The sequence below is a fragment of the Streptomyces sp. NPDC057445 genome (genome assembly GCF_042802855.1).
Taxonomy (GTDB): domain Bacteria; phylum Actinomycetota; class Actinomycetes; order Streptomycetales; family Streptomycetaceae; genus Streptomyces.
In genome coordinates this window covers 214839-227349 of sequence record NZ_JBHVDH010000001.1, presented here as the reverse complement: position 1 = coordinate 227349, position 12511 = coordinate 214839, and the positions used below count along the sequence as shown (strand labels likewise).

General features: G+C 72.4%; 12 protein-coding genes. 5 read left to right on the top strand and 7 right to left on the bottom strand.

What is annotated here, in order from left to right:
• The first annotated feature begins 18 nt into the window (after positions 1 to 18).
• Positions 19 to 759, top strand: coding sequence for a PhzF family phenazine biosynthesis protein (locus ACFU5O_RS00975; protein WP_384234770.1), 741 nt, complete (start codon positions 19 to 21; stop codon positions 757 to 759).
• Between the two features lie 61 nt (positions 760 to 820).
• Here ACFU5O_RS00975 and ACFU5O_RS00970 read toward each other — a convergent pair whose 3' ends face one another.
• Positions 821 to 1471: a heme oxygenase (biliverdin-producing) gene (locus ACFU5O_RS00970; RefSeq protein WP_384234768.1), complete on the bottom strand. Its 651-nt coding sequence runs from the start codon at positions 1469 to 1471 to the stop codon at positions 821 to 823.
• A gap of 114 nt (positions 1472 to 1585) precedes the next feature.
• Positions 1586 to 2443, bottom strand: a complete 858-nt coding sequence (gene map / locus ACFU5O_RS00965; protein WP_384234766.1) for a type I methionyl aminopeptidase — start codon at positions 2441 to 2443, stop codon at positions 1586 to 1588.
• 104 nt (positions 2444 to 2547) lie between these two features.
• Here map and ACFU5O_RS00960 point away from each other — a divergent pair, with 104 nt between their 5' ends.
• Positions 2548 to 2778, top strand: a complete 231-nt coding sequence (locus ACFU5O_RS00960; RefSeq protein ID WP_384234764.1) for a hypothetical protein — start codon at positions 2548 to 2550, stop codon at positions 2776 to 2778.
• Positions 2779 to 2815: 37 nt separating this feature from the next.
• Here ACFU5O_RS00960 and ACFU5O_RS00955 read toward each other — a convergent pair whose 3' ends face one another.
• Both ACFU5O_RS00955 and ACFU5O_RS00950 read right to left on the bottom strand, forming a co-directional pair.
• Entirely contained in the window at positions 2816 to 4120 is a 1305-nt protein-coding gene (locus ACFU5O_RS00955; protein WP_384234761.1) for an MFS transporter, read from the bottom strand.
• A gap of 42 nt (positions 4121 to 4162) precedes the next feature.
• On the bottom strand, positions 4163 to 4768 hold the full coding sequence (locus ACFU5O_RS00950) for a hypothetical protein (RefSeq protein WP_384234760.1): 606 nt from the start codon (positions 4766 to 4768) through the stop codon (positions 4163 to 4165).
• A gap of 106 nt (positions 4769 to 4874) precedes the next feature.
• Here ACFU5O_RS00950 and npdG point away from each other — a divergent pair, with 106 nt between their 5' ends.
• Together npdG and ACFU5O_RS00940 are read left to right on the top strand one after the other, a co-directional pair.
• Positions 4875 to 5585: an NADPH-dependent F420 reductase gene (gene npdG / locus ACFU5O_RS00945; protein ID WP_384234758.1), complete on the top strand. Its 711-nt coding sequence runs from the start codon at positions 4875 to 4877 to the stop codon at positions 5583 to 5585.
• A gap of 72 nt (positions 5586 to 5657) precedes the next feature.
• The gene (locus tag ACFU5O_RS00940; protein ID WP_384234757.1) at positions 5658 to 5831 is read left to right on the top strand and encodes a hypothetical protein; all 174 of its coding nucleotides are present in this window, start codon (positions 5658 to 5660) and stop codon (positions 5829 to 5831) included.
• A gap of 35 nt (positions 5832 to 5866) precedes the next feature.
• Here the strand turns inward: ACFU5O_RS00940 and ACFU5O_RS00935 are convergent, their stop codons facing one another.
• A complete protein-coding gene (locus ACFU5O_RS00935) occupies positions 5867 to 6676 on the bottom strand; it encodes a site-2 protease family protein (RefSeq protein WP_384234755.1) in 810 nt (269 codons plus the stop codon).
• A gap of 125 nt (positions 6677 to 6801) precedes the next feature.
• On the opposite strand from ACFU5O_RS00935, the gene ACFU5O_RS00930 reads away from it, so the two are divergent.
• The gene (locus ACFU5O_RS00930; protein ID WP_384234754.1) at positions 6802 to 10731 is read left to right on the top strand and encodes a BTAD domain-containing putative transcriptional regulator; all 3930 of its coding nucleotides are present in this window, start codon (positions 6802 to 6804) and stop codon (positions 10729 to 10731) included.
• Here ACFU5O_RS00930 and ACFU5O_RS00925 read toward each other — a convergent pair.
• Positions 10679 to 11500 carry an ABC transporter permease gene (locus ACFU5O_RS00925; RefSeq protein ID WP_384234752.1) on the bottom strand — a complete coding sequence of 274 codons (822 nt, stop codon included), beginning with the start codon at positions 11498 to 11500 and terminating at the stop codon, positions 10679 to 10681. The two genes, ACFU5O_RS00930 and ACFU5O_RS00925, sit on opposite strands and share 53 nt — an antisense overlap.
• Positions 11497 to 12492 (bottom strand): ATP-binding cassette domain-containing protein, encoded by a 996-nt coding sequence (locus ACFU5O_RS00920; protein WP_384234750.1) that lies wholly within the window; start codon positions 12490 to 12492, stop codon positions 11497 to 11499. Before ACFU5O_RS00920 ends, ACFU5O_RS00925 begins: the two co-directional genes overlap by 4 nt.
• Positions 12493 to 12511: the final 19 nt, after the last annotated feature.

Below are 12511 nucleotides of genomic sequence, written 5' to 3'. Positions count from 1 at the left end.
AGATGCTTGAATGCCCACGTGACCGTAGAACGACCCCGTGGCCTCGACGTCCTGCGCGTTTTCTGCGACGCCGACGGCGGCAACGGCACCCCGCTCGGGGTGGTGCGCGACGGACGCAGGTACCCGGATCAGGGGTCGCGGCAGGTGCTCGCCCGTGAACTCGGTTTCGGCGAGACCGTGTTCGTTGACGATCCCGAGCGTGGCGTGGTGGACATCCACACTGCGGGGCTGCGGCTGCCCTTCTCCGGCCACTCCCTGGTCGGGATCGCGTGGCTGCTCGACCTGGAGGTCGTGAACCCGCCGGCGGGTGAGGTGTGGGTGCGCCACGACGGCGAGTTCACCTGGATCGAGGCTCGTGCCGAGTGGGCGTCACCGCGGGCTCTGCGGAAGTACGGTTCGGCCGACGAGGTCGACGTGCTTCAGGCGCCGCTTCCGGGCGAGCGTCGCGGGACGGGGGCCCTCCCGGACGAAGGACGGGGCAGGAGCTGTGCGTGGGCCTGGGAGGACGAATCCGCGGGCCGGGTCCGTGCGAGGGCCTTTGCGGGGTGCGCCGACGAGCACGCCGCCGGCAGTTCCGGTGCGGCCGGGGCCCGCGCCGCGGCGACCGGTGAGGACGAGGCGACAGGCGCCGCCGCGCTGCTGCTCACCGACCGACTGGGCCGGGCCCTGAACATCACGCAGGGCCGGGGTTCGCAGATCCTCACCGCCCCCGGCCCCGACGGCCTGATCGAGCTCGGCGGCCGCGTGCGGCTCACCTGAGCGCGCGGGATGCCGCGTGATCAGGGTTGGTCAAGGGTGCTTCGGCGCGGCCAGGGCGCGACTACGCGCTCAGCGGGAACTCCGCGCCCAGCTCCCTGAACACCGCCCCGTTGAAGTCGAACGCCCGCTTGCACTCGTCGATGATCCGCTGCTTCTCGAGGTCGTCGGCGTCGACCCGGTCGAGCAGCTCCCGGTAACCACGCTTGAACGCGGCCGGGTTGGCGATCTCCTCGAAGACGTAGAAGCGGACGCCGTCGCCCTTGCGGTCGAAGCCCCAGGTCCGCTCGGCCTTGTCGCGGATGATCTGGCCGCCCGAGAGGTCCCCGAGATAGCGGGTGTAGTGGTGGGCCACATAGCCCGCGGGCCAGGTGGCGGCGCACTCGTCGACCCGGGCGGCGTACGCGGCGGTGGCGGGCAGCGGCGCCAGCCCCTCCTGCCAGGCCGCGCCGCGCAGATGGGAGAGATCGCGCTCGAGCTCGGCCGTCCGGAACAGTTCCGGCTGTATGAAGGGGCCGGCGACCGGGTCGTCCCTCAGGGTCTCGGCCGCGCCCTCCAGTGCCCGGTACACGAACCACAGCTGCTCCGTGTAGCGCGCGTACGCGTCGACGCCGAGCCGCCCGCCGAGCAGGTCGCTCATGAAGGTGGAGGTTTCCGCCTCGGTGTGCTGCTCGTGCGACGCGACACGGATCTGGGTCGAGAAGGGCGTGTCCAAGGCGGGCCTCCGGGGCCGAGGGGACGGGAACCGGTGGGAATCCTCCCGCTTAGGGTTACCTAAGTCAACCGGTTCCCGACGGCCTGTCGGTATGAACGCTACCCCTCTTCCGGGTCAGGGCAACGTGAGAATTTCGGCTCCGCTGTCCGTCACGACCAGGGTGTGCTCGAACTGGGCGGTGCGCTTCCGGTCCTTCGTCACGACCGTCCAGCCGTCGTCCCACATGTCGTACTCATGCGTCCCGAGCGTCAGCATCGGCTCGATCGTGAACGTCATGCCGGGCTGGATGAGGGTGGTCGCGTGCGGGCTGTCGTAGTGCGGAACGATCAGACCGGAGTGGAAAGAGGAATTGATGCCGTGCCCGGTGAAGTCGCGTACGACGCCGTAGCCGAAGCGCTTCGCGTACGACTCGATGACCCGCCCGATGATGTTGATCTGACGGCCGGGCCTGACCGCCTTGACGGCCCGGTCGAGCGACTCCCGCGTCCGCTCGACCAGGAGCCTCGACTCCTCGTCCACGTCACCGCAGAGGTAGGTGGCGTTGTTGTCGCCGTGCACACCGTTGATGTACGCGGTGACGTCCAGGTTCACGATGTCGCCGTCGCGCAGCACGGTGGAGTCGGGGATCCCGTGGCAGATGACCTCGTTGACGGACGAGCAAAGGGACTTGGGGAAGCCGCGGTAGCCGAGCGTCGAGGGGTAGGCCCCGTGGTCGCACATGAACTCGTGCGCGACACGGTCCAGTTCGTCCGTCGTCACACCCGGGGCGATGAGCTTGGCGGCCTCCGCCATCGCCTGCGCGGCGATGCGGCCCGCGATACGCATGCTCTCGATGGTTTCGGCATTCTGGATCTCCGGCCCGGTGTACGGCGTCGGCGCGGGCTTCCCGACGTACTCGGGGCGCCGGATGCTTCCGGGGACGGATCGGGTGGGAGAGAGCTTCCCTGGTACGAGCAGCGACTGGCCAGACATGCCAGCGAGTCTATCCGGGGGTCCCTCGAGGTCCGGGGGCGGCGCCTTGCCGGGCGTAGGGACCTGATCGTGGGGCAGCATGGCGTCAGAGGAAGGAGCCGACGATGGCCCTGTTCAAGAAGCGCACGGTGGGCAAGCCGGGCGAGTGGTACTACTGCCTGCAGCACAAGAAGGTCGAAGAGGGCCCCGAGTGCCCTGCCAAGGACCGCTTCGGGCCGTACGCCACGCGTGAGGAGGCCGAGCACGCGATGGAGACGGCGCGTGAGCGGAACCTCCAGTGGGAGAACGACCCCAAGTGGCACGACGTCCCCGAGGGCGAGGACACGAACGGCTGAGCGGCCACACGCTGCTGCCCGGGGACCCCGGCACGGTTCAGCCTGCCGCCCCGGCATCCACCGCCTGCGCCGCCGCCTCCTCCTTCCGGGTGCGGCGGCGCAGGGCGTCCTCGTCCGTAAGGGCGTCGTAGGTGAGGAGCTTCGGGAGCGCGGCCGCCAGCAGTCCGACCGAGGCCACACACGCCAGCCCGCCGCTCCAGAACGCCGCACGGGTGCCGGTCCACCCCGCCGTCGCGCCCGCCCGCACCTGACCCAGTTGCGGGCCCACGCTGTACGAGAGCACCTCGATGCCCGCGAGCCTGCCGCGCAGCTCCTGCGGGACCGTCTGGTTCCAGATCGTGGAGCGCCCGAGCCCGCTCAGCGTGTCGCCCGCACCGGCCAGCATGAGGCAGAGCAGCACCAGCCGGATGTCCGGGAACCACCCGGCCGCGGCGATCGCCAGGCCCCAGCCGGCCGCACCGACGACGACCAGGAGTCCGTGCCGCCGCACCCGCGAGGTCCAGCCGCTGGTAAGGCCCAGCAGGATCGAACCGACGGCCCCCGCGCTGTACATCAGCCCCAGTGACCACTGCGCGTCGAGCTCGTCCGCGAGGAACGGGAAGACCGCGTTGGGGAACGCGAAGAACATGGCTGCCAGGTCGACGGCGTACGTACCGAGCAGCACCGGTCTGCTCCACGCATACCGCGCCCCTTCCGCGATGCCGCGCAGCGACGGCTTCCGCGCATCGTGCGCGGGCGGCGCCGGGGCGAGCCGCAGACAGAGAATCACCGAGACGGCGTAGGCGCCCACGGTGACCGCGTACGCCGTGGCGTGGCCGGCGAAGGCCACCACGACGCCCGCCGTCGCGGGGCCCGCGATCGCGCCGAACTGCCAGCGCAGCACGTTCAGCGCGGCCGCCGCGGTCTGCTGGTCGTGCGGCACGATCCGGGCCAGCAGCGAGTCCAGCGCGGGCCGCTGCAGTCCGGCCAGCGCGGAGACCCCGCCCGCGACCAGGTAGAGCGGCCAGAGCACGGGCGACGGCATGAGGGCGTTCCCGAGCAGGATCAGGCCCAGCGCCCCCAGCCCGGCCTCGGTGAACAGGATGACCTTGCGCCGGTCCACCGCGTCGGCGAGCGCGCCGCCGTAGAGCCCGAAGACGACGAGCGGCACCAGCTCCACGGCGCCCATCGCGCCCACGGCGAGCGGTGAGCCGGTCAGCTCCTTGATCTGGAGGGGCAGCGCCACCATCGCCATGAAGCTGCCGAAGTAGGTGACCAGTCCCTGGGTCCACAGCAGCCGGAACTCCCGAGAGGACCGCCAGGGGGAGAGGTCGGGAAGGAGCGCGCCGAGTCGTGATGCCACGGGCCGCCATGCTTCGCGCCGGTGCCGTGCGCGGCAAGCGAATTACCAGCGGGGCGGCGGCGGGGTCGTCAGCTGGTCGGCAAGGCGCGACAGACGGTCCCGCAAGCGGCGGCTGCCGCGCGGCGCGGGCGGCGGCACGTTCTCCCCGGCTGCCGCGCTGACCAGGTGCTGCACGGTCTCGAGGTCCACCTCGGCCGCCCCGGCGACCGTGAGCGCCTCGTGCGCCAGGCAGTGCACCTCGGGATCCCCTGCGTCCAGCGACAGCACCGTCGCCCCGGAGCGACGCGCGTCGTGCACCCGCTCCAGGAGCCGCGCGTCCGGCCGGCGTGGCACCACCATCAGCAGCGTCTCGCCGCGTCCGGCCGCTTCGATACGGCCGAGGCCGACTGCCAGATGCGCCGGATCCCCGGCCCGCACCTGGTGGCGTACCAGTGTGGGAGCCAGCTCGGGCTGCCCGGACCATGCGGCCTCGTCCACGAGATGCGCGGCCAGATGCCACGGCTCGTACTCGGCCGTCCCCACGAGCAGCAGCCCCCCGCCCCGGGGGACGACGGACGCGCGCAGCACCCCCGCGAAGCGGCGGGCCGCGTCGGGCCATACGGTCCCGTCGAGGACTTCTCGCAGCAGTGCGACGCGTACGGCATCCATGGCCCCGCATACTGCCGCACGCACCGGGCCCGGTGGGGCCGGTCGGGTGCGGCTCACCCGTACGGGACCGCCCACCTGGTGTTCTACCTGCGAGTAAGGTCGGGACATGACTTCTCCAGACAACGCCGCCGCCCCGAAGCCCGCCGCGAAGGATCCCTGGGATCTCCCCGATGTGTCCGGTCTCGTCGTCGGTGTCCTGGGCGGAACCGGTGACCAGGGCCGTGGCCTTGCCTACCGGCTCGCGCGCGCCGGACAGAAGGTGATCATCGGCTCCCGCGCCGCCGAGCGCGCCGGGACCGCCGCCTCCGAGCTGGGCCTCGGGATCGAGGGCGCAGAGAACGCCGAGTGCGCCCGGCGCAGCGATGTAGTGATCGTCGCCGTGCCGTGGGACGGCCACGCCAAGACGCTGGAGGCGTTGCGCGACGAGCTCGCCGGGAAGCTGGTCGTCGACTGCGTGAACCCGCTCGGCTTCGACAAGAAGGGCGCCTACGCGCTGAAGCCGGCGGAGGGCAGCGCGGCGGAGCAGGCCGCGGCCCTGCTGCCGGGGTCCCGGGTCACGGCCGCCTTCCACCACCTCTCGGCGGTGCTGCTGCAGGACGAGTCGGTCGAGGAGATCGACACCGATGTGATGGTCCTGGGCGAGGCGCGCGCCGACACGGACATCGTGCAGGCACTGGCGGCCCGTATCCCCGGGATGCGGGGTGTCTTCGCGGGCCGGCTCAGGAACGCCCATCAGGTCGAGTCGCTGGTCGCCAACCTGATCTCGGTGAACCGCCGCTACAAGGCGCACGCCGGTCTGCGCGTCACCGACGTCTGACCGTCGTACGCCGCGGCACGGGCATGGGGGACACTGGACCGGAACACGACCGACCGGACAGGAGCCGACCCCATGCCCCGCCTCGCCCTCTACGCCCTCGTCGTCTGCGTCCTCGCCGTCGTGGCGGCGGTCGTCTCGTTCGTGCAGGGCAGCTGGCTGGGGATCGTCTGGGTGCTGCTGGCCGGTGTCTCGTCGAACATGGCCCTCTACTACGTCCGCCGGGCGAAGGCGGCACGCGGCGCATGACGTGACGGCGGCGTCCGCAGTGGACGCCGCGGTGGCTACCGGCTGATCGCCGCCTCGCACACCGGGTTCCGATCGGTCCAGAAGCGGTAGAGGTCCTGGCCGCAGGCGGCTTCGTTCCAGTCCACGCCCAGCCCGCCCAGGACGGCACGGACCACGTCGAAGAAGCCCTGACTGATGCCGGGTACGACGATGAGCAGGGCGAAGACGGCGAGCAGCCCGAACGGCGCGAACGGCTCCACCTGGCGGCGGATCTTGTACGACAGCCACGGCTCGATCACCCCGTACCCGTCCAGCCCGGGGACCGGCAGGAAGTTCAGGATCGCCGCCGTCACCTGAAGCAGGGCGAGGAAGGCCAGGGCGAAGCGGAACGCCATCGGCACGCCGTCGAGCGCGCCCAGCCAGAACGGCGCCGTGCACACGACCGCGAACAGGACGTTCGTCAGCGGGCCCGCGGCCGAGATCAGGCTGTGCTTCCAGCGGCCCTGGATGCGATGCCGCTCGATGAAGACCGCGCCGCCCGGCAGCCCGATGCCGCCCATGATCACGAAGATGACGGGGAGCACGATGCTCAGCAGCGCGTGCGTGTACTTGAGCGGGTTGAGCGTCAGATAGCCCTTGGCCCCGATGGTGAGGTCACCGCTGTGGAGCGCGGTGCGGGCGTGCGCGTACTCGTGGAGGCAGAGCGAGACGACCCACGCGGCGGTGACGAAGAGGAACACCGCCAGGCCCGGGTTGGGCGCGAAGCCGGTCCAGACCGCCCAGCCGGTGACCGCCATGATCGCGGCGATGCCGAGGAAGACGGGGGAGATGCGGCGATCGCTGCTGCGGGTCGCGGCGGTGGTCATGGGCGGGGCTCCTGGGTACGGGGCGCGGGGGGCACGGGGCGGGACGAGCGTAGTCCGTCGTGGTGACGAGGGGACAACGTCGGGCGCGTCCGCGAGCGTTCCTGGCGATCGATGACAATGGGCCGGTGCACTACCGCGTACTCGGCACCACCCAGGCAGTTCATGACGACGGCACCCCCGTCGCCCTCGGCGGGGCGCGGCTGCGTGCGCTGGTGGCCGTCCTGGCGCTGCGCGCCGGGCGTACGGTCCCGGTCGGCGTGCTCGTCGACGAGGTGTGGGACGGCGATCCGCCCGCCGACGCGGTGGGGGCCGTGCAGGCACTCGTGGGGCGGGCGCGGCGGGCCCTCGGGCGCGGGGCCGTGGTGTCGGCGGACGGCGGCTACCGGCTGTGCGCCGACGCCGATGACGTGGACCTGCACCGCTTCGAGCGGCTCGCGGGGGAGGGGGCGCGGGTACACGCCGGGGGCGACCCGGGCAGGGCCGCGGAGCTGCTGGACGAGGCACTGTCACTGTGGCGGGGCCCGGTGCTCGCCGATCTGCCGGGCCGTACGACACAGGCGGCCCGCTGGGAGACACGCCGTCTGGACGCCCGCCGCACGCGCCTTGCCGCGGTGCTCGCCCTGGGCCGCACACAGGAGGTGCTCCCACAGCTCGCCGTGCTCTGCGACGAGTATCCGCTCGACGAACGCCTGCAGGCGCTGCGCATCCGGGCCCTGCGCGCCGAGGAGCGTCCGGCGGAGGCCCTCGCGGCCTACGAGTCCGTACGCCGTGACCTCTCGGACCGCCTGGGCACGGACCCGGGCCCCGAACTGCGCACGCTGCACGCGGAGCTGCTGAACCCCGAGGAGACGGTCCCCGCGCGGGCGCCGGGACCGTCCCGGGCGCCCGCGCCGGGGAATCTGCGTGCGCGGCTGACCAGCTTCGTCGGGCGGGAGGCGGACATCGAGGTCATCCGCGCGGACCTCGGACGGGCCCGGCTCGTCACGCTGCTCGGGCCGGGCGGGGCGGGCAAGACCCGGCTGTCGCAGGAGGCCGCCGAGCAGGCCGCCGGGGCGTACGCGGACGGTGTCTGGCTGGTGGAGCTCGCACCGGTCGGCGACCCGGCGAATGTGCCCGATGCCGTGCTCAGCGCCCTCGGGGCGCGCGAGACCGTGCTGCGCGGGACGGGGTCCGAGGAACTGCGGGCCGCGACCGAGCCGCACGGCGACGACCCGCTCGTACGCCTCACCGAGCACTGCGCACGACGCCGCATGCTGATCGTCCTCGACAACTGCGAGCACGTCGTGACCGCTGCCGCCGTCCTGTGCGAGCGGCTTCTGGAACTCTGCCCCGGACTCACGGTCCTCGCGACGAGCCGCGAGCCCCTCGGCGTCCCGGGGGAGTCCATCCGCCCGGTCGGCCCCCTGCCCGCCCCGATGGCCCTGCGCCTGTTCGCCGACCGCGGCGCGGCCGCGAACCCCGCGTTCAGGGTCGATGCCGACGCCGCCACGGCAGCCGCGTCCGCCGAGATCTGCCGTCGTCTCGACGGCCTCCCGCTCGCCATCGAACTGGCCGCCGCCCGGCTGCGGATGCTCAGCGCCCGCCAGATCGCCGACCGCCTCGACGACCGCTTCCGGCTGCTGTCGAGCGGCAGCCGGACCGTCCTGCCGCGCCAGCAGACCCTTCGCGCGGTCGTCGACTGGTCCTGGGAACTCCTCGACGCCCCCGAACGGACGGTCCTGCGCCGGCTCGCGGTCTTCGCCCGGGGCTGCGCCCTCGAAGGGGCGGAGGCGGTCTGCGCGGTGACCGCGCCTCCCGCGTCTCATGGCGCCTCGGTCCCGGACACACCGGGGACCCCACCGGCGTCGGGTTCCGCCGGCTGGCCCGCCGACCGGGCCGCGCCGGAAGGCGGTGCGGCGTCCCGTGCCGTCGCGGGGACGCCGCGTCCGGCAGAGGCGTCCGGAAGGCCCGGTTCGTCCGGTGCGACGGACGGGTTCACACCGGGACCGTTCGGCCCGGCGGACGGAGCCAGGCCCGGCGGGCCCGCGGTGGACGGTGCCGGTCCGGATTCCTTTCCGGCCGCGGGGACCGGAGCCGCCGAGGTCTCAGGGGCAGTGGGTGACCAACGCGCGAGCGGCGCGGTGGGCCCGCGCACGGCAGCTCCCGGCGCACCGGGCAGCCGGGACGGCGCGCACGGCGCGCCGGGTACGGCACCGGGCGGGGCCCCGGCACCTGCCCCTGTCGGCCCGGCCGGTGCGCCCAGGGCAGGATCTCCCGTTGCGTCGGGCGGCCAGGCCGGTGCGCACGTCGCGCGGACTGCCGGTTCGCCCGGCGGGTCGAGTGCCGCAACTGCCGCCCACGGCCCGGCGAACGCGCACGGCGCGGTCGTTGACGCCCGCGACGTCGTCTCCCTGCTCGGCGCCCTTGTCGACAAGTCTCTTGTCGTCGCTGTGCTTTCGGCCGACGGCGGGATGCGGTACCAGCTGCTCGAGACCGTCGGCGAGTACGCGGCAGAGCGGCTCGACGAGGCGGGCGACCGGGCGGACGCCGAGCGGGCGCATCTCGTGTACTACCGCGAACTCGCCCGCCGCACCGACCCGTTGCTGCGCGGGCCGGGGCAGATCGCCGCCATCGCCGTCCTGGAGAGGGAGCAGGAGAACATGCGCACCGCCCTGCGCCGCGCCTGCGCCGCCCACGACGAGGACGAAGCACTGTGTCTGGTGCTGTCGCTGGCCTGGTACTGGCAGATGAGGGATCTGCGTCCCATGGCCCGGTACTGGGCGCGCGCCGTGGCGGAGCTCGGCCCCGACCCGTTCGCACCGCCCCTCACCCGCGTGCAGCCCATGCCCACCCGGGTCATCGACGCGCCGCCGCCGCTGGAGTCCGAGCGGCTCCTGGAGGCCCGGCGCGGTGTGCGGCTGATCGGGATGGTCAGCATGGAGCACGGTGTCGAGGTCTGGACCTCGCCGGAGCGGCTGGAGTGGCTGCGCGGTGTCGCCGAGGTCTACCGCCCGGGGCTGCCGCAGACCTGCCGCTTCCCCGGCCTGCTCTGGTTCTACGCCGTCCTGCTCACCGGTGAGGGCGACCAGCTGATGCGCGCCCTCGACAAGACCGTCCGCGCCTGCGAGGAGTTCGGTCACGAGTGGGATCTCGCGGCCGTCCTCCAGCTGCGCGCCAATGTGCTGGCCAACCGCAGCGAATGGGCGGGCGACGCGACCGCCGACGCCGACCGCGGGCTGGAGATCTTCGAGCGCCACGGAGATCTCTGGGGCACCGCCGGTGCGCTGTCGGCCAGGGGCGAGGCCCGCGAGAAGAGCGGTGAGTTCATCCTCGCCGCCGAGGACTTCACCGCCGCCATCGACTGCGCCGTGCGCCTCGGCGCCGACAGCCAGGTGCCGTTGCTGCGGGCCCGGCTCGCATCGATGCTGACCGAACTGGGCCGTCGCGACGAAGCGGAGGCGATCCTGAACGAGGTGCTGAAGCACGCGGACGAGAACGCCCACGAGGCCGTGTCGACGGCTCGTCTCTTCCTCTCCCTGCTCCTCGGCCTCGACGGGCGCACCGCCGAGGCGCGGGCACAACTGGACCTGCTCTCAGGAGAGTTCGAGTCCGAGACCCTTGCGATCTTCGAGGGCTTCCGGGTCGGCGGCCTCGCCTGGCTGGACTGCCTCGACGGACGCTACGACGACGCGCTCACCTACGCGACCCGGGCGCTGAAGTCGGCCATGACCCCGCTCTCCCAGCTGGTCGCGCCGCACATGGCCGCGGCCCATCTGCTGAGCGCCGCAGAAGCGCTCGTCGGGCTCGGCGAGGAGACGGCGCACGACGGGGCCCGGCTCCTCGGCGCGTACCGGAACCTGCTGCCCGTCCGGCATTTCCGGACCACGCTGGAGCGCGAGGGCCACGACCGCGCGGAACGCGCCGCCCGCGCCGCGCTCGGCGACGAGGTCTACGAGACGCGGTACGCCGAGGGCGGCCGCCTCACCCTGGAGGAGGCCGCCGCCCTCGTACGCGCCGCCCGCCTCAGGACTTCGTCCGGAACTTCCGTATCGCGATCGGAGCCATCACCACGGTGATCACCGCCGACCAGATCAGCGTCACCCACACGTCGTGGGCGACGGGGCCGCCGTGGATCAGGCCCCGCGCGGCGTCCGCGAGCGACGACAGCGGGTTGTAGTCGGTGAACGTCTGCAGCCAGCCCGGCATGGTCGTGGGCGGGGAGAAGATCGAGGAACCGAACTGCAGCGGCATCAGCACCAGCATCGCCATGCCCTGGATCGACTGGGCGTTCTTCATGACGACGCCCATCGTGAGGAAGATCCACATGATCGAGGAACCGAAGACGAGCGCCAGGCCGACGGCCGTGAACAGCCCGGGGACGTCCGCCACGGACAGGCCGAGCGCAAAGCCGACGGTCAGCAGCACCGCCGTCGCGACCAGCATCCGTCCGACCTCGACGACGATCTTCGCGATGAGGACCGAGGACCGCGCGATGGGCAGGGACCGGAAACGGTCCATGACGCCCGTCTGGAAGTCCTGGTTGAAGCCGGTGCCCACTCCCATGGCGATGTTCATGCCCATCATCGCCATCAGGCCGGGTACGACGTAGTCGACGTATGTGTCACGGTCGCCGCCCAGCGCCTGCCCGACGGATCCGCCGAAGACGAACACGAAGAGCAGCACGAAGACGAGCGGCATGAGCACTGCGTCGAACATCGACTCCGGGTCCTGACGGATCCAGAGCAGATTGCGGCGGACGAGAGCGCCGATGTGCCGCAGATTGCCGCGCAGGCCGATCCGGTCGTCGTCGGCGAGAGGGGTGGTGCTGACGGTGGTGGCGCTCATGCCGCGACCTCCTGGGGAATCGTGTCGTTGACGGACGTCGTCCTGTGGCCGGTGAGGGCCAGGAACACCTCGTCCAGGCTGGGCAGATCGGTGCCGATGTCGGCGAGTGCGAAGCCACGGGCTCCCAGCAGGCCGACCACGGCGGTCAGTTGCCCGTCGCTGAGGATCGGGACGTACAGCACTCCCTCGTCCGGCACCGGCTGCGCACCCGTGACGCCGTCCAGGCCCGCCTCGCGGACCGCGGCGGCCATCGCCGGCAGATGGTCCGGGTCCGCCGGCCTGATCCGCAGCGTCCGGCCGCCGACCCTCGCCTTCAGCTCGTCGACCCTGCCCTCGGCGACGACCCGGCCGCGGTCGATGACCGTCAGCGCGTTCGCCAACTGCTCGGCCTCTTCCATGTACTGCGTGGTGAGGAGGACGGTGACGCCCTCCGCGACCATTCGCTGCACCTCGTCCCACACCTCGTTGCGGGTACGGGGATCGAGCCCGGTGGTCGGCTCGTCCAGGTAGAGCACGGCGGGCTGCCCGATCATCGAGGCGGCCAGGTCGAGGCGGCGCCGCATACCGCCGGAGTATGTGGAGGCCGGGCGCCTGGCGGCCTCGGTAAGTGAGAAGCGCTCGATCAGCTCGTCGGCGCGGCGCCTCGCGTCCTTGCGGGACAGATCGAGCAGCCGCCCGATCAGATACAGGTTCTCCACGCCGGAGAGCCTTTCGTCCACGGAGGCGTACTGGCCGGTGAGGCCGATCGCACGGCGCAGCCGGCGCGGCTGCCCGACCACGTCGAACCCGGCGACCGTGGCGCGTCCGGCGTCCGGGACGATGAGGGTGGACAGGCACCGCACGAGAGTGGTCTTGCCCGCGCCGTTGGGCCCGAGGACCCCGAGCACCGTGCCCTCCCGGACGTCGAGGTCCACACCGTCCAGCGCTTTCGTCTCGCCGTAGTGCTTCACGAGGCCTCGTACCTCGACGGCGTTCTTGTCGGTTCGCGTCATGCCGCAAACGGTCCCAGCC